Here is a 23,195-nt window from a genome sequence, read left to right as displayed (position 1 = left end):
CAGCTTGGACACCGAAGAGTTCCGGCTCCCCCGGTCGCGGGCGGCCAACGAACGGCTGCACGCCATGGTCCCCGGGGGCGCGCACACCTACGCCAAGGGCGACGACCAGTACCCCGAGAATTTGGCCCCGGTCATCAGCCACGGCAGCGGCGCTCACGTGTGGGACATCGACGGCAACCGCTACATCGAGTACGGCTCCGGCCTGCGCTCGGTCAGCCTCGGCCACGCCCATCCCCGCGTGACCGAGGCGGTACGACGAGAACTCGACCGCGGCAGCAACTTCGTCCGGCCGTCCGTCATCGAGGTCGAGGCCGCGGAGCGCTTCCTGGCCACGGTCCCCACCGCCGACATGGTGAAGTTCGCCAAGAACGGATCCGACGCCACCACCGCCGCGGTGCGCCTCGCCCGCGCCGCCACCGGGCGCCCGCGGGTGGCCCTCTGTGCCGACCATCCCTTCTTCTCCACCGACGACTGGTTCATCGGCACCACACCGATGTCCGCCGGCATTCCGGCGCCGACCACCGACCTCACCGTGTCGTTCCCCTACGGGGACCTGTCCGCCACGCAGGAACTGCTCGCCCGCCACCAGGACGAGATCGCCTGCCTGATCCTCGAACCCGCCACCCACACCGAGCCGCCACCCGGATACCTCGAGGGCCTGCGCGAACTGGCCGACCGGCACGGCTGCGTACTGATCTTCGACGAGATGATCACCGGCTTCCGCTGGTCCGAGGCGGGCGCCCAGGGCCTGTACGGCGTCACCCCCGACCTCTCCACGTTCGGCAAGGCGCTGGGCAACGGCTTCGCCGTCTCGGCGCTGGCCGGGCGCCGCGAGCTGATGGAACTCGGCGGGCTGCGTCACTCCGGTGACCGGGTGTTCCTGCTGTCCACCACGCACGGTGCGGAAACGCACTCCCTGGCCGCCGCGATGGCCGTGCAGACCACCTACACCGAGGAGGGCGTCACCGCGCGGCTGCACGCCCTGGGCGAGCGGCTGGCCGCCGGTGTCCGCGACGCCGCGGCCGGCATGGGCGTCGCCGACCACATCGTCGTCCGGGGCCGGGCCAGCAACCTGGTCTTCGCCACCCTCGACGAGAACGGGCAGCCCTCGCAGCGGTACCGCACCCTTTTCCTGCGCGGGCTCCTCGCGGGCGGGGTGCTGGCCCCGTCGTTCGTGGTGAGCGGCGCGCTCAGCGACGCCGACATCGAACACACCGTGGACGCGGTGGCCCAGGCGTGTGCGGTGTACCGGAAGGCCCTGGACGCCGCCGACCCCACGCCGTGGCTGGGCGGACGTCCGGTGAAGCCCGTGTTCCGCCGCCGGGCATGACACGACGCGGCGACATGACGTCAGCGACGCCCCGGCCGACCGGCGTCGGCCACCCGGTCGACCAGCCACGCGGTCGCCGGTACCACCGCCAGCGCGGTGCACCAGCCGCCGAGGACGTCGGTCGGGTAGTGCGCGCCCAGGGCGACCTGCGCCCAGCCCATGGCGGCGCCGGCGAGGAGCGCCGCGGCGAGCACGAGTGACGTGCCGGCCGTCCCGCGCAGGCCGAGCCGGCCGGTCGCGAACAGTGCCACCACCAGGGCGAGCGCGGTGAGGAAGGCGGTGTGCCCGCTCGGATAGGAGAGGTTGCCGTCGCCGTGGATGGTGCGTCCCACCACGTGCTTCAGCGACGTCGCCGTCGCCACGCTCACACCGGCGCCGGCGACGACGAGCACCGCCGCGCGAGGGCGCCGCAACAGCAGGCAGGCGGTCACCAGGGCCACGACCAGCGCCGCCGCTCCCCCGGGCTCCCCCAGAAAGTCCGTGGCCAGAGCGAGGTACCGCCAGGGCGGCCCCACACTGTCGGCCGTCGGCCGGACGACCCACCTGTCCACCCTGCCGGGCTCACTGTGCCCGGCGTACAGGACTCCGAGAACGACGACGACCACCGCGGCAAGGGCCGCGATCACCCCGAGCCACACGCGCAGCACGCAGGGCAGCACCGCGGGCTTGCGCAGCAGTGCTTCAGCTCCCGGTCCCATGTCCCCCGCCATCACGCTGCCGCCCCCGCCGGTCTCTGATCGCCACCCTAACCAGCAACGCGGCCGCGGAGAACCGCCGCTCGACGAGTGACACCGACAAACGGGTAGGTCACGATGCTTTCAGGAGAATGTGTGCGGTGCCTTCGGGGCCTTCGGCCACCACCCGCCAGCAGCCTGGGCCGGGCAGTTCGACCTCCATGGGAACGGGCCCGGGAACACCTTCCGAAGTGGGTGACAGATCCGCCCGGCCGGTGCCGGCGGTGCCGCCGATTCCCTCCACCGAGACACGCGGGAGGGTCTTCTCACCCACCCACAGAGGGAATTTGCCACCACGACCGGTTCCTCGCCGCTCCAGGAGATCGCCCCATTGGTTCGTCTGTGGCGCGATGAACCAGACGCCATTGTCTCCGACCGCTTTCATACCCTGCCGGGACAGCTCGACAGGAACGTGGGAATCCGGGACGACCGCGTCGTCGCAGGCCGGCCTGTCAGCAGAAGATGTCGTGTCGTGTCGGTCACTGCAAGCCGCAAGGACCGACACGACACAACAGGACATCAGCAGGAGAACGGCTCTTGGTCGAGGCATGGCGTCACGTAACCAGGAAATGACTCCACAGGACACCCAGGGGCAGCAGCAGCAGAACGCTTATGCCCCCTCCCTGCGTCACACGCGTCAGCATGTACCGGGAAGGGCGACCGATCGCGGACGGATCCCCAGTCAACGTGCCGATGATCAACGGCACTCCGAAGAATACGCCATAGGCCAGGCCGCACCACTGCGGAGCAACGTTCAGCAGAGAACTCAAGAGCAGCACCCATGATGCACACGACATACGGAACGTCGTCCACACCAATCCGGTGTCCAGTCCCCACAGCAGCGCTATCACCCAGCCCGGGGTGTCACCAGTGCCATTGGACAAGGTCTTTGCGGTCTGCCGGTGCAACCCGACCGAGAAAGTTCCCCGCTTGACCGCACGGAAGTCCAGGGCGATACCGACCACTGCCGCCACCGCGCACATCACCACCCGAACCGCAAGTGGTATACGAGCGAACGTCACCGTGCCGATCTGATACAGGAGCGCCACCATGAAACCGGCGGCGGCGATATGAGCGAGTGCGAGAATCCCGACGAAGCGCAGGTTTCTCTTCCGCATGTCTTCGGAGTCCCCTTGCACGAAGGGGCGGACGAATCCGATGAAGGACTGGCCTCAAGGACTGAACAGCTGGGCGAACCCGGCCACAGCAGCCAGGCTCACCGTCCACATGGCCACCAGAGTCACGAGCGAAACCAGATGGAGCAGGCAAACGGGCCTTGCCAGCAAGTGGAGCCCTTGGCGCACTCTCCGCAGAACCACGTGAAGCCTTGCGACACACACGTCCACGTTCTTCGGTTGTAACCACTCGGACAGGTGTACCGGTCCTTGGCCACCGCGTAGTAGCACTGCTTGCACATGGCCAGACTGCAGCACGGTGAGCCCTGACAGTCGGCAACGGCGCGGCCCCCCAGGAACAGGGTCGCGATGCCGGCGATCAACGCGGTGGAGGAGGCGCGCAGCACGCGGCGTCGCCGCGCGGGCCGACTGCTCAGTTCATCGAGTTCGGTCGCGACGCCCGTCGAATCGGCGCACAACGTAGGAGTGCTCATACAGCTGTCTTCCCTTCCTCAGCGGGATCAGCGACCAGGGATGCCGCGACATCGTCCGCCGTCAGAAGCGGATCGAGCTGGCGGAACGAGGGGACGGTCTGCCCCAGCACGACCTCGCCCCTTCGGTAGACGAGCGCCGCAGGTGTGATGTCCAGTTCGAGCGCGTCGCTGATGCGCCCGTCAAGGTCCACCGTGCCCTGATTCCGCGGCACTCCCGTGCTGGAGAACCACTCGGCGGCCCGCTCGGCAGACCCCTCGACCAGCACGATCCAGAGTGTCTGCGGCGGCTTGCCATTCAGTTTCTTCGCGATCGTCCGGCAGGTGTCACAGGTGGTCGACAGGAACAGGACCACCAGATGCTCGTGATCGTCGAGTTCCGCCGGAAGACCGATCGCGGACGGCGCGAGCGCTCGGTCGAGCGGAAGATCGATCGGGCTGGGGGCGTCGTCCAACTCAAGTCGCCGCCGGATCAGTTGCTGTGTCTGGTACTGATCGACCAACGCGAGCAGGCAGACCAGTACGAGCACCGACAGGACGGCCACCACTATCCACAAGAAGATCATTTAGGCACCATCGCTCGCATGTACTCCCGGTTCTTCCGAGTCACGGCAACCACCTTGAGGGCTGTGAATCCCGCCAACGCCAGCACCACGGCGACCGTCACTCCCGGACCGGTCGGCGAACGGTCCGGTGTCCAGAAAGCCAGCGCCCCGACCCCGGCCCACACCGGAAGCAGGACGATTTGCCGAGGGCCCAGAAGGCCGGCGTCGACCTGGCCGAAGCATGCGCATTTCACCCGAGTTCCCCGGGCCATCGCCAAGGCCCCCGCGAACGCGAACGCGGCACCGAGCCCGACCACCAGTGCGACGGTGAGCCAAGAGCGCGGAACGCTCAGCAGAGCGAACGCGGCAGCGAGTTCGACGAGGGGGACGCCTATCGAGACCGGGACCATCCACGGGATCCGCAGCGCCGTGAGCGTCGAGCGGAACGAGCGGGGCGCCGCGAGTTTCTCAGCCCCCGCATAAAAGAACAATGCGGCTGCCGCGATACGGACGGCAGCATTCACTACGTCGTATACCGTCACGCCGTGGCAGCCTGGACTGCCATCACCTGGGCGGTGTCCAGCTCCGTGTCCAGCAGACAGACGGCGATACGACTGCGAGTCCTGCTGGCATCCTCCAGCAAGGGGGTCGGGGCGGTGCGCCGGTCGCCGATCCGGTAACCCCCATCGGCGCTCCGCTCGGGAACGCCCGTCACCCACGAGACCACGGGAACGGCCGCGATCTCTTTGCCTTCCCACCAGTTCGTAATCACCACGCGGTCACCGGGACGTGGAATTATCCCTTCCGGAAATCCCACAAGGGGAACCGTCTCCTGTGACGACGTCGCATCAGGTGCCATGGTCGCACGCGAACGGCTTCCCGCTCTGGGGAAATCAACGACCAACTGCCCGTCTTGCGCCTCGCGGACCCTTGCCAGATCGCTCCGCAGCCGGCCGCCCGTGCCTTCGTCCGGCACACTGGCCGACGCGCTACCGGCGGCCGAAACACCCACGCCCAATGCCGCTGCGCCGGTAAGTGCGGTTCTTCGCGCAAAAGACCTTCCACGCCAGTCCATAAGCCACCCTGCCAGGTCGGACTCGATAAGGACCTGGTCACCCTGTCCTAAAGAAGGCCCCCTGTCAGCCCGGGCCGCGCTGGACAGCGGCTGAAACCTCACCACACCACGGAACACCCGAACAGCGCGAAGTACTGTGACTGCAGGTAAGCAGGCTGGAATACGTCCTACCGTTTTTGGTCACGTCTTTGAGGAACGTCTCAAATCCGCCACCTGGTCAATCACTCGGGGTTCCCGCGCCCTTTTCGCGGCCACGTCGGCGATTGTGACTCCCACGACGAGGCCGGAGCTTGCCGGGCGGCCCCCCACCCCACCCCCTTGACCTGGGCGGTCACCGGACCCGAGCCCGCCACGGCCAACGGGACGGCGCGGTTCGCGACGGCCGACGACAGCCGGTGAACTGCCGGTCGTACGGAGGCAGTCGCGCCCGCTCCGGGGCCGGGGTGCGCATCCTGGTCGACTGGTCCGCCGTCGAGGTCTTCGGCGGCAACGGCGAGCCCGTGATCACCGACCAGGTCTTCCCCGCCCCCTCCAGCACCGGCGCCGAGGTCTTCGCCGAGGGCGGCACCGCCACCCTGGACCACATGCGGACGTGGCAGCTGGGCTCCATCTGGCGGTGACGAGCGGGGTCCGTGCGCCGGCCGGCCAGGAGCGCCTTCCGGCGCACGGGCTCAGAAGTGGGTGGTGAGCCCGAAGGCCCGCCGGAATCGGGCCACCCGCATTCCGCATCGCCACGTCGCCCGCGAGAGACGCGCAAGCCCTTGCAGCTGCGACTCAGACCGTTCTGCACAGTGTCGATGCGCATGACGCGCAGAGTGGGCGCCAGGTGCAAAACCGGCCTTCGGGCTGACGCGGACCAGGTCGGCTTGGCGGGTTCGGTAGCCAGTGCAGTGAGGCGACATGCCTGCCACAGGAAGGCTAGGAAGACGATCAGAGCAGGGCAGCTGTGCGGACGCGCCTACACCGTCACGGCGCGAGGTGCAGGCTGTCGCCGCGCTCGTTGGCAGCGGGCCCAACGCCTGGGCAGCTCCTTCCTGTTGACGACGGCGGACCTCCTGACGCCGAAGTCGACGCACCGCAGTAAGGCCCTGCTCAGCGCGGTCCGGCGGAAGGACCGGGGCACGGTCATACCGCGAACGTCCGGCCCTTCTGTCAGGCCGTCGCCTCCTTGGCGCGGGCGAGGAACTCGGGGGCGGTGCGAGGCTCGGCGGGGGCGGTCTGCGGGCTCTGGGCGGTGAGCCGTGCGGACTCGCCGGGCTTCCCCTCGTCCGTCAAGTCCGCGAAGCCGGTCAGCGCGGCGGCGAGGAGCACCACCAGCGCGGCAGAGGTCCCGCTCACTCGGCGGCTCTCCTTGGCCCGACCGTGCAGCGTCAGATAGAAAGTCTGGAGCGACTCCCCGGGTCCGCCGAGTTCGAAGCGGTTACGGACCTTGCCGAGCGGGTTCCAGACCCGGCCGTCCGGCATCCGCACGCCCACCGGCTGGCCGAAGTAGGCGCGCTGGTCGGCGTCGAAGTCCACCCATACCGCACCTGCGCGACGCACAAGTACCTCACCGACGTAGGCGCCGAGCCCGAAGAGAGTGTCCCGCACCTGCTCGCGCTCGGCCCCGCCCTTGCGCAGCCCGTCGATCAGGAAGTCCACGATCCGCAGGCTGACCACGGCGTAGTCCAGCGGCAGCCGGTTGCGGGCGGTGACGCGGGCGACGAACTCCGCGGCGCACGACCGCATCACTTCGGCCCCCGGGGCACGTCCGTCCACTTGGCTCACAGGCCCCCACCCCTTCGCTCGGTCAGTCGGGAGCCCTGCTTCCGACACTCCCGATCGATCAAGCGGATGTCGCGTCACCGACATCACGGGTCACAAGTGTGTTGATTGACACATGAGAAAGTCACAGGAGCCGTACAACCTTGTGGGCTCTAGCTCGTCGGTGTCAGCGTGACGCGGGAAACGATGGCCGCCCTCGCCCTCGTACCGGCGCGCCCGACGCTTGACATCGCCCAGTCTTCACTGCATGTCGAGGACGGGTTGGTGTCGGACGTCATTGCGGCAGACGAAGACGCGGAGCTCGCCGAACCGGCCGACCTCCGCGCCGGTCGGTGAATAGGCGATCTCCAGCGCATGCTGGTCCAATTCCCTGTCCTCCAGCGGCCACCACCGGTCGCTCGCGCCGTCCCACTCGCTGCTGTCCGCCTTGAGGAGCAGCTCGACGCTTCCTTCACAGTCAGGGCAGGAAAGGTTCCTCTTGTCCGTCGCGTGCCAACTCGGCCACCCCCCGATCTTCCAGCCGTACGCGACCGACAGGGCGTACTGATAACGCAACCCGCGTTCCTGATCCACCGTGCCGAGACGTCGGGCGATGTCGTCGGGAAGCTCTTCCATCCATGGAAATTCAACGACTCGCTCCGGCGTGATTCGACACGGGCGCAATTCATACGATTCGTTGCAGGGCTGAACCCGATGGAAGGGATTTTCCCTGGCGCCTTCTGCTGCATTCACAGAATCAAGCCACTCAAGTGAGACTGCGGGGCCCTCGTAATCCGAGTCAGCATATTCCATGTAGTGATCATTTGGGCACCAGTACACTTGCATGAGATCGCATCCGTCCGGATACGGAATCTCGGGAAAATCGCGCCGGAAGAACTGTGCCACGGATTCCATAGGGCGCGGCACGTCCCGACCGTCGTCATCCATCGGATGCTCTTCACAGGCGGGGCGCGCGCTTCCCTCGACGTCAAGCATGGGGCCGCCGATGTGACTGTCGACCTCGCGGGGGTTCCCCGGCCGGGGATGCAGGCGCACGGTGATCCTGCGCCATTCCGACAGGTCGGGGATGATCGCTGTGATGTCCACCTCGGGGGCGGGGGTGGTGTACACGAGCTTCTGATCCTTTCTGAAAAGGGCCGAATGCCAAGCCGCGGGCCGTGGCCCCGAGCATACCGCTCGGGGCCACGGCAAACGGGGTGAGCGAACTCAGCCCAATGTTGTCCAAGTACCGTTCCGGTAGGCCCAGTTCGGGAACGTCCGGTGGTCCGATTCACCGGTACTCGTGTAGTAGGACATGCTCACCCCGTAGGGACGACTGGCCCCTTCGCGGTAGAGCAGACTGACGTTGTAATAGACCGACACGCCAGGTTTGACGAGAGCCGCCACACGCTTCTCGAACTGATGGTACATGTTCGCGGAATTTGTCGGGTTCTGCGCACAGGTGAAGAGGTTGTCCTCACGCGTGCCGTCGCCGCCGAGCTTGGCTCCGATGATGTGACAGCGGGACACGCTGAATCCCTGGTCGCGCGCATCCTGATATCCGGAGATGGGCAGCGAAGCCGCCCTCGAGCCCGTCCCCAGCGGAGCCGTCAGACAAGCCTCCCCGCCCTGCGCTTTACCGTCCCTCAGGGGGTCGTACCGGATGGCGGGGCCGGACCAGCTGCCCGACGTGCAGTCCTGACGGTTCTTGTTCATCGGGGACGGAGCCGGACTCGGCGTCGGCAGCGGCCTGGGCTTCGACTGGGGTTCGCTGTCCTTCCGCGGCTTCTTGTCGGGCTTCGGCGCCGGGTCGTCCTGCGTGGCTTCCTCGATGGAGTCCCGAATGCCCTCGGCCGTGGATGTCAGGCCGTCCGCCATACGGTCGAGCATGCTCTCGCGCCCCGACTGCTCAGCGGCGACTTCGTCCGTGATCAGTGCCGCGGCCACCACCACGACGGCTACGGCAGCGACGAGCACGAACCCGAAATGGCCGTCGTACTCGATGAAGTTGGCAGGGTTGCCGCCGCCGAAGGCGTACCGGTTTCCGGTGAAAGGATCCGTGCCGAGGTTCATGTCGGCGAGGGCACCGGTGTACATGTCCCGGCTTGTGAAGCGGTTCAGGCCCGGGCTGTAGTCGCGGAAGCCCATGTCGTACGTGCCGGACTGGGCGTCCCAGCGCTTGGCGTTGAACCGGTAGGGGTTGTAGTCCTCCTTCCCGGGATTGCCGGGGTCAGGCTTGTCGATGCCGGTGAACTCGGACGTGTCGTCGGAGCCGTAGGCCGTGTAGCCGTACGTGGCCTTGGTGTCGCCGGCTCCGTCCGTGAGCGTTTCGACGTCGGTGTGGCCGTTGTAGCCGTAGTAGCCGTCCTCGGTTGTGCCGTCGCTGTTGTGCTTGATCTGCGACAGACGCTCGCCCCACGGGCTGTACTGGTACGACTTGGTCAGCTGGCCGGCGACGTTCTCGTCCAGGACCTCGGACGAGAGGCCCAGATATCCGAAGTCGGTGGTCTTGCCGTCCGCCGTCTTCGAGGCGGTGCGGTCCAACGGGTCGTAGGTGTACGTGGTCGACTTCATCGCTCCCGTCGAGTCCGCGCTCTGGGACTCGACGACGTGGTCGAAGCCGTCGTACACGTTCCGGCTGGTCACCTTGCTGCCCGATGTCACCGACTCCAGGCGGCCGAACGGGTCGTAGTTGTAGGTGGACGTGGTGCCGCCGACGGCGGTTGCACTCAGCAGGCGGTTGCGGTCGTAGTCGTAGGCGGTGGTGAGGTTCTTGACGGTCTGGCTGACGACGTTGGCGTTGTCGTCGTGCACATAGTTCTCGGTCCCTGCGCCGTTGCCCGTCTTGACCGCCTTGGCGAGCCGGTCGGCCGGGTCGTAGGTGTAGTCCGTGGTGGATTCGAGGTACGCCGCGTGGTTGTCGGCATTCATCTTCTTCGCCACGTCCTGCGCCTTGTTGCCGTTCGGGTCGTAGGCGTAGGTGTGCGAGGCGACGAGGGTGGTGCCGTTGCCCTTCTTCTCCACCGAGGTCTTCAGCGCACCGTCGAGGTAGTACGTGTGGTCGACGGTGTTGCCGTTGGCCTTGGTCTCCTTCAGCGGCTGGCCGCGGTCGGTGTACGTGTACGACGTGACCTTCGGCGAGGGGTCGGTCGGGGACTTGCCGATCGACGCCGTCTTGACCAGGTCACGCAGGTCGTACGTGTACTTGGAGTACTGGACGGGGTGAGTGACCGTATCCACCAGGCCGTTCGCGTCGTAGGCGTACGACGTGGACTTCTTCTCCTGGCCGGCCTGGAGCTCGGTGACCTTGTCGACCTGGTTGAGGCCGGTGTACAGGACCGAGTACGCGTCGATCTTCGCACCAGACGAGGTGTCGTCGATCTTGGTCAGATTGCCGTTGAGGTCGTACTCGTACGCGAACGTCCGCTTCTCGTTGTCGGTTTCGGCAGAGTTGTCCCTGATCAGCTTCACGGCGTCCGCGACCACGGCACCGCCGCTGTTCTGGAACAGCTGCAGCTTGGCTTCGTTGCCCTGCTTGAAGGAGTAGGAGCCCAGCGAGACCCAGGTGCCCTGATGGGCAGTCGCGTTCTGGTCGATCGTCTTGTCGGTCGTCCCGGCCTCATGGGTGAGCGTGTACTTGGCCGTTGTCGCGGCCCCCGTCACCTTCGGGAACTTCACGTACGCGGTGTACGTGCCGTCCTTGGGGATGTTGAGCGTCCACGTGAAGGCGTCAGTGCCGGTTCCGGCCGCGTGGGTCTCGTGGCTGTAGCCCTGCTGACCGGCGATGTCCCCCTTCGTCCAGGTGCCGCTCTTCGCGGTGTTCTGAGTGTCGGAGTTGTCCACCAGGACGACCGACTTGCCCACCGGGACCCCGTCGTCCGAGCGGGACTTCAGCGAGCCGTCGGGGTAGTACGACCAGGACATCGTGCGGTCCGAGGAGCCGCCCGCCGAGGTCAGGGTCCGAGTGGTCTGCTTGCCCAACTCGTCGTAGTCGTACGTGGTGACGATGTCCCAGGGATCCGTGGATGACCTCGCCCAGCCGTTGTCGAAGTAGCCGTAGGTCGTGTCGTTGCGGACCGTCTCGCCCTGCGACGGCGGCAGCGAGGTCTTCGCGACCCGGCCCACCTTGTCGTAGGTGGTCTGCGTGTAGACGTTGGGGTTGTTGTAGCGGCTGTCCGCCGGATCGTACGGCTGGTACTGCTTGACCGGGCGGTTCAGCGCGTCGTACTCGGTACGGGCGGTGAACGCGGTGGTCGTACCGGCCGCGACCGCACGCGGGCTGATCACCTTGGTGGTGTTGCCGACCTGGTCGTACTCGTACTTCGTCGTACGGTACGTGATCGAGGTCGTGCCGTCGTGCGGGACCTTGACCTCGGTCTGCTTGCCGCGCTCGTCGTAGGTGATGAGCGTGGTGTTGTTCTCCGCGTCCGTGGCCGATGTGACCAGCGAGTCCTTGTCATAGCCCCGCTTGGTGGTCTTGCCGGCCGCATCGGTGACGACCGTGACCCGGTGGTTGAGGTCGTAGTCCGTCCTGGTCGTGTAGTCGGTCGTGTCGGTCGTCGCGTTCTTCTTCGGGTCGATGACCTTGGTGACGTTGCCGACGTTGTCGTACTCGTACGAGACCTTGTCGCCCTTCGCGTTCACCGCGGAAGTGAGCTGGTAGATCGCGTCGTAGTGGTTCGTCGTGATGTAGTCGGTCGTGTCCGCCGTGGTCGCCGTGCCCTTGGGCTCCGTTGTTGTCTTGGGGTTACCGACCTTGTCGTAGGTGTACGTCGTGGTACGCGGGGTGGTCTGGTTGTTCGCCGGCGCCGTCGCCGACGTGATTTGGTCCGCGTTGTCATACACCGCCGTCGACACCGCACCGTTCGGCGCCGTCGACTTGGTGACGTTGTCGTTCTCGTCGTACACCGGCGCCGGGGTCGTGATCAGGACGCCGGCATCCTGGTCCTTCGGCACCACGTTGACCAGCGGACGGCCGAACGTGTCGTACGTCTGCGTGCTCGCCTTCTGGTTGGCGTCGATGACCTTGGTCACCTGGCCGCGCTCGTCGTACTCAAACGATGTCGACCTCTGGAGAGCGTCCGTGATCGTCGCCGGGTAACCGGTCGGCCCGAAGCCACTGTTGGTCGTCGCGTTACCGTTGGCGTCCGTCGCCTTGGTCAGCTGCCCGTAGGAGTCGTACTCGTACTTCGTCGTGTAGTCGTCCGGGACCGAAGTCGTCGCGACACCCTTGGGGTCGGTGACCGTCTTCAGGTTGCCGAAGGTGTCATAGCCGAACTGCCAGGCGCGGCCCTCGGGAGACGTCTTGCGGAACAGGTCCGCCGAGAAGCCGTCGGCGCGGGTCTGGTACTCGTACCTCGCGGCGTTGGCCGGCCACTTGGAGGTGTCCGTCACGCAGGTGGTCGTCTGGTCCGGGACACCCGACTTGTTGTTCTCCGCGTCGCGCTGCCAGAGGGGGTAGCCGGTCTTCTGGTCGTAGCAGTACGCGGTCTTCGCCCCGTTGTCCTCCTCCAGGTACGTGACGTTGTTGTCGGCGTCCCAGCTCATCTTGGTGTTCTGGGACTTGGCGTTGGTCGTCTGGACCGGACGGGCGAAGTCGTCGGTCACGTACTTCGTGGCGTGCGCCTCGGCGTCGGTGACGGTGGTGTCGGTGAACTTGGTGTTCGTGGTGTTCGTCGCGTACGCGAAGCCCGTGTCACCGTCGAGGCGGTCGTTGATGGTCTTGGTCCACCAGTGGTACTTCGGGTCGTCGCCCGCCTGCGGCGCGTAGTACGCCAGGTCGGTGGCGTTGCCGCGCGGGTCGGTGGCCTTGACCAGCTTGACGTTCTTGTTGCCCTGAGTGGCGTCGTAGGTGAACTTGAACACCTTCGGCTGGCTGGAGCCGTCACCGTCGGTGAACCGGCCGAGCAGACCCTTCGTCGTGTAGAAGAAGGAGATCTTGCGGACCGGCAGGCCCGAGACGGACCCGGAGATGTCCGTGATCGACTTGACGTGGTCGTAGATCTTCGAGTTCGTCAGGTTCGAGCCGGTGACCTTGGCGCCCGTGTCGTCGATGTAGTCGTACGACGCGTCGCCCTTCTTGTAGTACTCGACCCGCAGGGTCTGCCTGCCGGCCGGGTCGGTGATGTACGTGAGGAACTTGGTCGGCTTGTTGTTGGACTTGCGTTCCTCGTACGTGTACGTCTGCGTGTTGCCGTTCTTGTCGACGACGGACGTCAGATAGCCGTCGCAACCGAAGAAGAAGCGTGTGCCGTCCGGGCGCAGGAGTGTCCACGCGTCCGGCACCGGGTCCTTGTCCGGGGTGCAGTCCAGGCCCGCCTTCATCGTGATGCGGTAGTGGACGCCCGCAGGGGCCTTCCACGTGCCGTCGGCCTGCTTGGTGAAGACGTGCGTCGTGCCGTCGCCGTCCGGCAGACGGATCTGCGTGGCGTTGGCGTTCGGCTTCGGGTGGAATTCCAGCGGGGCGCCCAGCCGGATGGGCCCGGCCAGCTGCGCCGACCAGCCCGCACCCGACACGGTGTCGGAGGTGTCCAGCGAGTTGTACGCGAACCGGGCGAACGTCGTCAGTCCTCGGCCGGGGTTGGTGAACGCGTTGTAGGACCACACGCTGTTGCCCGACGCCAGGTTGTTCATCACCGTCGAACCGGCCCCGGTGTTCTTGCCGGTGTAGGAGTAGAACTTCTCCAGGCCGAGCGTGTTGGAGGTGGGGTCCTCCACCGCCACGTTCTGCTTCAACGACGCGATGCCGCCGGTCCCGGCCGACAGCCAGCTGCCGTCGGAGACCTTCTTCACGTCCCAGCCGAGCACGTACTCGGTGCGCTTGCTGCCCGAGTCGGAGTTGATCGGCGTCTTGAGCTGCGCCTGGATCGTCGCCGACTGGCCGGGCGACAGCGCCGGTATCGCCGTCGACAGCTGGTTGCCGCCGGTCGTCACGTCCGTACCGTCCGGCAGCTTCCAGGTGTACGACAGCTGCCGCTCACCGCTCGCCCACGCACTCGAGGTGGTGTTGGTGACCGTGAAGTCCACCGTGTAGGTCGAGTTCGGCGTCATTCTGGCCGGCGTCTGCGGCGCGTAGTAGGTGTCCTCCGTGGTGGAGTCGACGTAGATCACCCGCAGCAGCGGGCCGAGCTGGTAGTCGGAAGCCTCCGAGGCCAGGAACAGCGTGCGTTCCTGCGGGCCGGTGGCGGATTCGTCCTTCAGCCTGACCATCGCGCCCTTGTTGCTGGTCGGCGTCTTGATCCAGCCCTGGGTGAGAGAGGTGGCGTCCCACCAGTGGCGACCCACCTCCGAGACCTGCGCGACAGTGTCCGACACGGTCGCCGAGTAGTCACCGCCCGGCGTCGTCCACGCGGTGGTGGAGCCGGCGTTGTTCCAGGTGGCGGTGGTTTCGGCGAAGTCGCGGGTCAGACCGCGCAGCTCGTAGATCGCACCGTTCGTGCCGGTGGTGGTCTCCGCGCCCCACATGAACAGCCGCGACTCCAGCACCGTGGCCGTGGTCGGAATGTCGGAGGTGGCGAACTTCATCGCCGTGCGGGTCTTGCCGTACGTGGCGGAGTTGTTGCCCACGCTCAGCCACTTCTGGCCCACGCCGAAGGACTGGATGGCGTCCTGGTTGGTGGTCGGCTGTGCGGACGACAGGGTCGTGTCCGTCACCCCCGATGTGCCCTGGATCAGCCGCATCGTGCGGCCCGCCTTCGGCACGCCGACGATGCGGGTCGGTGAGCCGAGCAGCTCGCCGCTCTTGGTCTTCACCGCCAGCTGGTAGTAGTACGAGCGGCCGATCTCGTTCGCCGAGGAGTCCGGGGTCGGTGTCGCGGTGGTGTCCGTGTAACTGGTGGACGCCTTGTCGATCGGCGCGACGAGCGTCGCGGCCGAGGGCGTGAACGCCTGCTGCGTGGAGCGGTGCAGCTGGTACTCCGCGATGTCCAGACCGCTGTCGCCGGTGCTGTTGGAGTACGCCTTCCACGACAGCTCCGGGCCCGTGCCGTGGATCACCGTCGGCGAGTTCAGGGCGGTGCCGACCTTGCCGTAGGTGACCGTCAGCCGCGGGATCGTGGAGGTCTCGCCGCCGTAGTCGCCGTCGCCGGCCTCATAGCGCGGACCGCCGGTCTTGGCGGTCGCCGACTCGTCCGTGGCCTTCAGCACGAAGCCGTGGTTGGTGGCGGTACCGTCCAGCCACTGCTGCACCGTGTCCGTGACCGGGAACTTGTGCCACTGGTTGTACTCGCCGGTGTTCTTCACGATCGACGCCGGGTTCACCCAGCGCACCGCGTCCGCGATCACCGCCGTCGAGCTGTCGGTGTCCCCGAGGACCACCTTGCCGGCCGTGCCCTTGGCGAAGTCGATCTGCGAGCCGCCGTTGAGGGAGGCCCACACCCCGCCCGAACCGGCCGTCTGGTCCACGGTGTAGGTGGCCGTTCCGTCCTGACCGGTCACCGTGTACGGGGCCGCCGTGGAGCGGTCCGAGGCCGTCACATAGTGCGCGTCCACCCGGTAGGAGGCCGTCTCCGGGATCTTCGGCTGCCAGGTGTAGGTGTCAGTGGTGATCGAGTCCTTGTTGTACAGGTAGTCGCCGTCGATCCCGTACGTCTGCGACCCGGGCTTCCATGTGCCGACCGCCGCCGTCGTCCCGGCGTCCCCGTCGTCCACCTGCACGCTCGTGCCGGACAACTCGCCCACCAGCGCACTGGTCTTGTCCCAGGTCGCCGACAGCTCGTCCCACGTGCCGGTGGCCCGGTAGGCGCCGATGGTCACGTCGTTGGCATTGGTCGTATGCGCCTGGTCGAAGTACATCTCCAGGCGCGCGGTGTCGATCCGCGTACCCGACGGGATCTCGCTCAGCGGGAACTTGATCAACGACCGGGAGGTACCCGTGTCGGTCTTGCCCGCCGACAGCTTCCAGGTCGTGTTGAAGTTCACCGACGGCTGATCCGACAGGACCATCGTGTCCTGCGAGTCGGTCGGCGACGGCGCGATCGTGATCGTCGGGTCGATCACCACCGGATACTGCCGCTCCTTCGACGCCAGCCACTTCGCGTCCGGCGTGACGGTCAGCTTCCAGGAGTCGCCGTCCTTGGTGAGCTTCTGGGTGACCTTGGTGCTGTAGGTCCCACCGAAGACGGATCTCTCCGCCTTCTTCGCGTCCGTCATGTACGGGGCCGGGATCACCAGCTCCGGCGTGTGCGGCAACTCGCCGTACAGCGCGATCGAGCCGTCCTTGCGCGCCTTCGGGGTCAGACCGTCCGCGTCCAGCGTGAACGTGAACTTCACAGGCGTGTCGGGGCGTTCGGCCAGGGTGATGTTCTCCTTCACCCGGCCCGGACCGACCGCATACTCGATGTCCGCGCCGTGCACCACGTCCTCGTACGTGACCGTGGATCCCTTGGCCGCCGGCTTGAGATCGTCGTCCTTCACACCGTCGAGACCGAGGGTGACCGAACGGCCGCTCGGCGAGGCGAAACGCACCAGCCGGTCGGCGTCATCACCGAACCAGGACCGCCCGTTGTTCGTGGTGTTGGCGAACTCGAAACCCTTCGCCTTCGTACCACGCACGGCGGTGTCGACGGGTTTCCAGGAAGCCTTCTTGCCCGACCCCGAGCGGTACGACGTCGGCACCGCCGACAGCTCCGCCTCCACCCGGCCGTCCGACAGCTGCCAGAACCGCGCACTCGCCGTGCGCCGGCCCTTCAGCTCCTTGACCCGCTTCGCCTTCGGAGCGGCCTTGCCCTTCGGCAGCTTCTGCCGGTCGGCCATCTCCAACTCGTCATGCGACGGAGGCTTTTCCCATCCCCCGCCATCGTCATCGTCATCTGCGAACCAGCCCTTAACGGTGTCGACAATCCCCTTGTCATCACCGTCATCAGCGGGCGCCGCATACGCGACCTGGGGCAACGCGGTACTCGTCACCGCGGCTACCACCAGGCACGCCATCAGCCTGCCCCGTCTGGGTTTCACGCCAAACCTTTCCTCACGCGCCATGGCATAAACATGCCGCCGGAATTAACCCCCGACCATGAAAAACGAGCCCATAGGCAGGGGGCGCCGGATTTCTAATCACTCCGCTGACGCCATGTCAAGTGTTGGGACATAGCGGACGATTGACAATGAACAGGTCGCCGAATGTCCGATTTTCCCCTTCGCTTGCTGTCGGCGAACGGCATCGGGTATAACCCGCCCGGTTCGACTTCGAGCAGTCCCAATTCGAGGGGGATAATTCATGGCCGGCAACAACACAGGGGAATCCGCGACGCCGTCACTTTTCCGGCGCGCGGACCGGTCGGGTCTCATCGTGGCGGGCGCGGTACTGGCCATCTGCGCGGGGCTCGTGGTGTACGGCGTCGCGGACACCGGCGGGAGCGACAGCAAGCCGCAGCGCGGTACCCCCACCGCCTCGGTCACCTACGAGGTGTCCGGCCAAGGCACCGCGGACATCACCTTCCAGTCCCGCAGCAAGGCCGGAAAGGCCACCGTCGTCAAAGCCGCCGCCCTGCCCTGGCGCAAGACCGTCGACGTCCCCCTCGGCCAGGACCCGACCATCAGCATCACCCTCGGCGAGAACGGCGGGCAGGCCCGCTGCACGCTCGCGATCCGCGGCCGGCACGTGCAAAGCGCCACCGCCAGCGGCACGTTCGGCCGCGCCACCTGCACCGGCGCCCTGCCCACCACATCCGCGACCGCGAGCTGAGCTCGCGCTTCCCCTCACCCAAGGAGTTCCCTGTGCACGCCCTTCCCGGAAGGCTCTGCCCACCGCCGCACTTCTCAGCGTCCTCGCGGTGATCTCCGCCTGCGGCGGGCAGGACACACACCAGACCACGGCCTCCGACTCGGTCGTGGTACCGCAGTCATCGCAGGATCCCGCTGCCGCCCCCTGGCAGCGCGTCGCCCAGCACCCCCGGCTCCTCCTCCGCCAGCCCCTCCGCCTCCGCCTCCACAACGGCCGGCGATGCGGAGGGGACCGGACGGTCAGCGAACGGCAGGGGGTCCGGGCCAGGATCGGGTTCGGACTCCGGCGATGCGGGATCCGCCCTCCGGTTGGAAGGCGCAGTTCAGCACGAGCGCCGGCCGCGTCGGCTCCAACGGCGTGACCGACGGGGCCAGCCGACGTCAGGGCACGTACACCACCCCCACCGGCACCTACAGGATCACCGAGGGGGTCGGCCACGTGGCGGGCGGCACCGCGATGCCGTATCACGTGGTCACCGACGACGACTGGTGGGTGGAAGACCCCGAGTCGCAGTTCTACAACTCCCTGCACGGCGAGCAGGGAGCGGACTTCCCGCTCACCGAGTCCGGCGACCGCGGCAGCGAGCGTGGCCCGGGGCCCTAGGGAAGCTGGATTCCGGACCAAGCATCGACTTCGCACTGTCTGTCGGTATTGTTCCCTGCGGCCACGACTGTGCCGTTGGCACGCAGGCCGAGGGTGTGCGTTGAACCGGCCGCCACGGCGACAATGTCACGCCAATCGCCGACTTCGCACTGTCCGTAGCTGTTGTCACCCACTGCGAGGACCCGCCCGGACGCAGTGACCCCGACGGTGTGGTGGCTGCCCGCGCCGAGCGCCACCACGTCTTCCCACTCATCGACCTCGCACGCCCCGGCTACCCGGTCTCCGGTCGCAACTGCCCGCCCGTCGGCTCTGAGGCCGACGGTATGGAGATACCCGGCCGAAATGGCGGCCAGGTCACGCCACCCTTCAACGTCACACTGCCCTCGTCGGTTGTTCCCCGCGGCCAGTGCGGAACCGTCCGACCGGACGCCGACCGAGTGCCAGTCACCACACGAGACGACGACCATGTCGCGCCAGGACTGCACGTCGCACTGTCCTTCTGAACTCCGGCCAACTGCCAGCACGCGGCCATTCGCGAGTAGCCCGAGCGTGCGGCGCCAGCCTGCGGCCACGGCCGTAACGCCTCGCCATCCGGCGACATCACATTGCCCATCGCCATTCCACCCCGTTGCCAGCACCGTGCCGTCCGACCGGAGTCCCACCGTATGAGACCTGCCCGTGTTCGTCGCGGTATGGACGTTGCCGGCTGCCACCGCGACGACGTCTTCCCATCGCTCGACACGACATTCAGCGGCTGCGGTATTGCCCACGGCGAGAACGGTTCCATCCCAGCGCCGTCCGACCGAATGACGCCTTCCGGCCGCCAGCGCCGACGAGTTGGCGAGCATTCCGCCTCCTTGCGCTTGGCGCGCGTTGCGACATGGGATTCCACCTTACTTCGGCCTGGAATCAGAGCGGGGTCCTCAGTGCGTAGGCGGCGGAACCAGTGCAGTAGTGCGATGGCGCCTTCCACGACCCAGCGGTGTACGCCGAGTCCGGAGCCGTGTTCGGTGCCGCGCCGGGCGATGTGCGGGGTGATTTCCAACCGTCGGACCTGGTCGCGGTAGCTCTCGTGGTCGTAGCCGCGGTCGGCGTAGAGGTGCTTGGGGCGGCGCAGCGGTTGGCGTGCGTTTGCCTCGGATCGGCGTAACCGCTCGGATCAGTGGGATCAGCTGGGTCACGTCGTTGCGGTTGCCGCCGGTTAGCGTGGCGGCCAGAGGGGTGCCGTGGGCCTCGACGATCACGTGTGGCCGACCGCGGTTCGGCCAGCAGCATCTCGTGCAGGCGCTGCCATCGAGCCGGCGACGCCCCGGTTACCGGAAGCGCCGCTCAGGTCGCCGCCGTACTTCCAGCTCTTGGCGTCACGCGAGTAGTAGTAGCCGATCTTCGCGTACCAGTGCCGGTCACCGAAGGGGACCGAGCGCGGGGCCGTCAGCGCGAAGATTGGTCTTGTCCTGCCGGAGCTTCAACGCGTCCGCGCGGGACCAGACGGCGGTGAAGTCGTCGTCCGCGCTGTACTGCCGCGTTCCCGTCAGGGACGCGGCCGGGGTGTCGGCGGAAACTGATGTCGCCACACCGCCCAGCGCCGCAAGGGCCAGTAAGCCCGTGGCCAGCCGTAGCAGTACTCTTCGTGCTCTGCGCATGCGTCGCCCTTCCAAAGAGGGTGATCGAATGGAACACAACTGGAAGCGATCGAGTGCGCGGATACCCCCTTTCTCGCCAGGCGCTCCCTCACCTCTCACCACTGGCAATGACCTTCTGCCTTCAGGGAGTTGAAAGGCGAGCAACTTCCAGGCCGGCAGTCACGGGATGGCGTGGAACTGGTCCTGGGACGCGGAGATTGGTGGGGAGGTCGCCGATGAAGCCGATGCACCGGTACCCATGGGCGATCAGGTCGGTCTCGACGAGGTCGCGGGAAGCGTGCCGGTTCAGCACTCGGCTCGCGGCCCTGACCTGCTCGGTTGTCGGGCAAAACCCGCCATGGCAGGACCAGTTGGCGCAGCCGACGACCGCCGGTGGTGCCTGACAGGCGGGCGGGCCGCCCCGGCCAATTCCGCCTGAACCGTTGACGCGCTGGCGGGGTTCCGCTCATCATCGGGCCACTCGATGTCATCGATGACACCAGTCAACGATGACAAAAGTCAACGATGACACTCCTGGTCGGCGACGTGGACGTCGACGCCAACCAGGGCGTCACTTCCGGTCGGTCCGCACCGAGTTCCAGGCTCGGCCCAGCGGAGCCAGAGCACAGGAGACGCGATGAGTTCTGGACGTGTATCCCGGCATGCCCGCGTGCGGATGATGGCGGCGGTGGCGACCGTCTGCGCCCTGTCCGCCGCCCCGCTCGCCCCGCTCGCCCCTGAGGCCCTCGCCGCCGACACCCTGCCGTACTCCGAGACCTACCGGCCCCAGTTCCACTTCACCCCGGAGAGGAACTGGATGAACGACCCCAACGGCCTCGTGTACTACAAGGGCGAGTACCACCTCTTCTACCAGTACAACCCCAATGGCAACTCCTGGGGTGACATGTCCTGGGGCCACGCGGTGAGCACGGACCTTGTGCACTGGAAGCAGCTGCCGCTCGCCCTGTCGCACGACGACGAGGAGATGGTGTTCTCCGGCGGCGCGGTCGTCGACTGGGACAACACCACCGGGTTCGGCACGACGACGAACCCGCCCATGGTCGCGATCTACACCAGCGCCTACAAGAACGGCGGCAAGCAGGCCCAGTCGCTCGCCTACAGCACCGACCGCGGCCGTACCTGGACCAAGTACCAGGGCAATCCCGTCATCGACATCGGCTCCAAGGACTTCCGCGACCCCAAGGTCCAGTGGTACGAGCCGACCAAGAGCTGGCTCATGACGGTGTCGCTGTCCGCCGAGCACAAGGTGCAGTTCTACTCGTCGAAGAACCTCAAGGACTGGGAGCTGCAGAGCGAGTTCGGCCCGGCCGGTGCGACGGGCGGCGTGTGGGAGTGCCCCGACCTGTTCCCCCTCGCGGTCGACGGGGACCCGAAGAAGACCAAGTGGGTCCTGGTCGTCAACATCAACCCCGGTGGCATCGCGGGCGGTTCGGCCGCCCAGTACTTCATCGGCGACTTCGACGGCAAGAGGTTCACCGCCGAGGACAAGGGCACCTACACCCCGCCCACCGGCACGGTGGTGCAGGACTTCGAGGGCACGGACTTCGGATCGTGGACGACCACGGGCACCGCGTTCGGCACGGTGCCGGCAGCCGGGGCGGTGGACGGACAGGGAGCCGTCTCCGGCTACGACGGCAAGGGCCTCGCCAACAGCTTCCACTCGGGTGACGGCACCACCGGCACCCTGACCTCGCCCTCCTTCACCGTCGACAGCAAATACCTGAACTTCAAGGTCGGCGGTGGTCGGCACCCGCACGTGGCCGGAACCGTCATGGAGCAGGGCCCGCCGCCCGCGGGTACGATCCTCGCCGACTTCGAGGGCGGCACCTACGGTGGTTGGACGGTCACCGGGGAGGCCTTCGGCACCGCACCGGCCACCGGCACCCTTACCAACCAGCAGGAAGTCTCCGGCTTCCTGGGAAGCGGCCTGGTCAACAGCTACCTGAACGGCGACTCCACCACCGGCACCCTTACCTCACCCGAGTTCACCATCGACAAGGACTACGTCAACTTCCTGGTCGGCGGCGGCAACCACCCTGCCGGCTCCGACAACCCGACCGCCGTCGAACTCCTCGTCGACGGCCAGGTGGTCCGCAGCACCACGGGACAGGACGGCGAGGCGCTCAACTGGGCCTCCTGGGACGTCAAGGACCTCGCCGGCAAGAAGGCCCAGATCAAGATCGTCGACGACAACAGCGGCGGCTGGGGCCACATCAACGTCGACCACATCATGCTCTCGGACGCCCAGGCCCAGCCCGTCTCCCAGGAGACGTCCGTCAACCTGATCGTCGACGGCAAGGTCGTCCGCAGCGCCACCGGCGCCAACAGCGAGACCATGGACTGGGCCTCCTTCGACATGCGCCCCTACGCCGGCAAGGAGGCGCAGATCCAGATCGTCGACATGAACACCGCCGGCTGGGGCCACATCCTCGCCGACCAGTTCACCGAAGCCGACGCTCCCGCGAAGTCCGTCGTCCAGCGCGCCGACTGGGCCGACTACGGCAAGGACTACTACGCGGCCGTTTCCTGGGAGAACGCGCCGGGCGGGAAGCGGTACATGATCGGCTGGATGAACAACTGGGACTACGGCGGCGCCATCCCCACCTCACCCTGGCGCGGCGCCCAGAGCATCCCCCGGGAGGTGGCCCTGCGCACCATCGACGGCCGCATCCGGCTGACCAGCCAGCCCGTGAACAGCGTGACGTCGCTGCGGCAGGCGCACCCTGCGTCCGCGGTTGGCGCCACCGTCAAGGACACCTCCAAGACCCTGATCGGCTCAGCGGCCAACGGCAAGGCCCTCGACATCGAGGCGACCTTCTCCCTCAAGGACGCCGAACGCTTCGGCCTGAAGGTGCGCACGGGTGCGAACGGCGAGGAGACGGTCATCGGCTACGACACCACGACACAGGAGCTGTACGTCGACCGCAGCCACTCCGGCGCCGTTGACTTCAACAGCAACTTCCCCGGCGTCCAGACCGCACCGCTGAAGGCGAGGGACGGGAAGGTGAAGCTTCGGATCCTCGTCGACTGGTCGTCCGTCGAGGTCTTCGGCGGCAGCGGCGAGGCCGTGATCACCGACCAGATCTTCCCCGACCCCGCAAGCCAGGGCGTGCAGGTCTTCGCCGAGAACGGCTCGGTGAAGCTGGACAAGGCCGTCGTCTGGCACCTCGGCTCCGTCCACAAGTGATACCCA

General features: G+C 67.0%; 16 protein-coding genes and 2 pseudogenes. 5 read left to right on the top strand and 13 right to left on the bottom strand.

Annotated elements, in window-relative coordinates; translation table 11 throughout:
• Positions 1 to 4 precede the first annotated feature (4 nt).
• Positions 5 to 1,330 carry a glutamate-1-semialdehyde 2,1-aminomutase gene (locus ACFZDA_RS01160; RefSeq protein ID WP_391072990.1) on the top strand — a complete coding sequence of 442 codons (1,326 nt, stop codon included), beginning with the start codon at positions 5 to 7 and terminating at the stop codon, positions 1,328 to 1,330.
• Between the two features lie 20 nt (positions 1,331 to 1,350).
• On the opposite strand, the gene ACFZDA_RS01155 is transcribed toward ACFZDA_RS01160, so the two are convergent.
• From ACFZDA_RS01155 to ACFZDA_RS01130, 6 genes are all read right to left on the bottom strand, one after another.
• Positions 1,351 to 2,028 (bottom strand): phosphatase PAP2 family protein, encoded by a 678-nt coding sequence (locus tag ACFZDA_RS01155; RefSeq protein WP_391072987.1) that lies wholly within the window; start codon positions 2,026 to 2,028, stop codon positions 1,351 to 1,353.
• A 109-nt stretch (positions 2,029 to 2,137) separates the two neighbouring features.
• Positions 2,138 to 2,338 (bottom strand): hypothetical protein, encoded by a 201-nt coding sequence (locus ACFZDA_RS01150; protein ID WP_391072985.1) that lies wholly within the window; start codon positions 2,336 to 2,338, stop codon positions 2,138 to 2,140.
• 280 nt (positions 2,339 to 2,618) lie between these two features.
• Positions 2,619 to 3,182, bottom strand: coding sequence for a hypothetical protein (locus ACFZDA_RS01145; protein ID WP_391072982.1), 564 nt, complete (start codon positions 3,180 to 3,182; stop codon positions 2,619 to 2,621).
• Between the two features lie 487 nt (positions 3,183 to 3,669).
• A complete protein-coding gene (locus ACFZDA_RS01140; RefSeq protein WP_391072979.1) occupies positions 3,670 to 4,236 on the bottom strand; it encodes a hypothetical protein in 567 nt (188 codons plus the stop codon).
• Positions 4,233 to 4,757, bottom strand: coding sequence for a MauE/DoxX family redox-associated membrane protein (locus ACFZDA_RS01135; protein ID WP_391072976.1), 525 nt, complete (start codon positions 4,755 to 4,757; stop codon positions 4,233 to 4,235). The genes ACFZDA_RS01140 and ACFZDA_RS01135 overlap by 4 nt, the downstream gene beginning before the upstream one ends.
• The gene (locus ACFZDA_RS01130; protein WP_391072973.1) at positions 4,754 to 4,990 is read right to left on the bottom strand and encodes a hypothetical protein; all 237 of its coding nucleotides are present in this window, start codon (positions 4,988 to 4,990) and stop codon (positions 4,754 to 4,756) included. Before ACFZDA_RS01130 ends, ACFZDA_RS01135 begins: the two co-directional genes overlap by 4 nt.
• Before the next feature lie 743 nt (positions 4,991 to 5,733).
• Here ACFZDA_RS01130 and ACFZDA_RS01125 point away from each other — a divergent pair.
• Complete coding sequence (locus tag ACFZDA_RS01125; protein ID WP_391072971.1) at positions 5,734 to 5,910, top strand: GH32 C-terminal domain-containing protein; 177 nt, start codon at positions 5,734 to 5,736, stop codon at positions 5,908 to 5,910.
• Positions 5,911 to 6,634: 724 nt separating this feature from the next.
• Here the strand turns inward: ACFZDA_RS01125 and ACFZDA_RS01120 are convergent.
• The 3 genes and pseudogenes from ACFZDA_RS01120 to ACFZDA_RS01110 form a co-directional block, all read right to left on the bottom strand.
• A pseudogene (locus ACFZDA_RS01120) lies at positions 6,635 to 7,018 on the bottom strand (hypothetical protein); the annotation flags it as partial.
• 276 nt (positions 7,019 to 7,294) lie between these two features.
• Complete coding sequence (locus ACFZDA_RS01115) at positions 7,295 to 8,164, bottom strand: hypothetical protein (RefSeq protein WP_391072968.1); 870 nt, start codon at positions 8,162 to 8,164, stop codon at positions 7,295 to 7,297.
• A gap of 96 nt (positions 8,165 to 8,260) precedes the next feature.
• Positions 8,261 to 16,963 (bottom strand): DNRLRE domain-containing protein, encoded by an 8,703-nt coding sequence (locus ACFZDA_RS01110; protein ID WP_391074536.1) that lies wholly within the window; start codon positions 16,961 to 16,963, stop codon positions 8,261 to 8,263.
• A gap of 286 nt (positions 16,964 to 17,249) precedes the next feature.
• Between ACFZDA_RS01110 and ACFZDA_RS01105 the strand changes: the two genes are divergently transcribed.
• Together ACFZDA_RS01105 and ACFZDA_RS01100 are read left to right on the top strand one after the other, a co-directional pair.
• Positions 17,250 to 17,717 carry a hypothetical protein gene (locus ACFZDA_RS01105; RefSeq protein ID WP_391072965.1) on the top strand — a complete coding sequence of 156 codons (468 nt, stop codon included), beginning with the start codon at positions 17,250 to 17,252 and terminating at the stop codon, positions 17,715 to 17,717.
• A gap of 327 nt (positions 17,718 to 18,044) precedes the next feature.
• A complete protein-coding gene (locus ACFZDA_RS01100) occupies positions 18,045 to 18,359 on the top strand; it encodes a hypothetical protein (protein WP_391072963.1) in 315 nt (104 codons plus the stop codon).
• On the opposite strand, the gene ACFZDA_RS01095 is transcribed toward ACFZDA_RS01100, so the two are convergent.
• The 4 genes and pseudogenes from ACFZDA_RS01095 to ACFZDA_RS01080 all read right to left on the bottom strand — a co-directional run bounded on the left by ACFZDA_RS01095 (position 18,356) and on the right by ACFZDA_RS01080 (position 20,002).
• Complete coding sequence (locus ACFZDA_RS01095; RefSeq protein WP_391072960.1) at positions 18,356 to 19,207, bottom strand: RCC1 domain-containing protein; 852 nt, start codon at positions 19,205 to 19,207, stop codon at positions 18,356 to 18,358. The genes ACFZDA_RS01100 and ACFZDA_RS01095 overlap by 4 nt on opposite strands.
• Before the next feature lie 80 nt (positions 19,208 to 19,287).
• A pseudogene (locus ACFZDA_RS01090) lies at positions 19,288 to 19,621 on the bottom strand (transposase); the annotation flags it as partial.
• Positions 19,600 to 19,794 carry a hypothetical protein gene (locus ACFZDA_RS01085; protein ID WP_391074533.1) on the bottom strand — a complete coding sequence of 65 codons (195 nt, stop codon included), beginning with the start codon at positions 19,792 to 19,794 and terminating at the stop codon, positions 19,600 to 19,602. The gene ACFZDA_RS01085 and the pseudogene ACFZDA_RS01090, both read right to left, overlap by 22 nt.
• Positions 19,763 to 20,002: a hypothetical protein gene (locus ACFZDA_RS01080; protein WP_391072957.1), complete on the bottom strand. Its 240-nt coding sequence runs from the start codon at positions 20,000 to 20,002 to the stop codon at positions 19,763 to 19,765. Before ACFZDA_RS01080 ends, ACFZDA_RS01085 begins: the two co-directional genes overlap by 32 nt.
• Positions 20,003 to 20,618: 616 nt before the next feature.
• On the opposite strand from ACFZDA_RS01080, the gene ACFZDA_RS01075 reads away from it, so the two are divergent.
• Positions 20,619 to 23,189, top strand: a complete 2,571-nt coding sequence (locus ACFZDA_RS01075) for a GH32 C-terminal domain-containing protein (protein ID WP_391072954.1) — start codon at positions 20,619 to 20,621, stop codon at positions 23,187 to 23,189.
• Positions 23,190 to 23,195: the final 6 nt, after the last annotated feature.

Source organism: Streptomyces sp. NPDC007991, from assembly GCF_042958445.1.
In the GTDB taxonomy this organism is placed as follows: Bacteria; Actinomycetota; Actinomycetes; order Streptomycetales; family Streptomycetaceae; genus Streptomyces.
The sequence above is the reverse complement of the archived record's forward strand: the minus strand, read 5'-3'. Positions and strand labels throughout refer to the sequence as shown.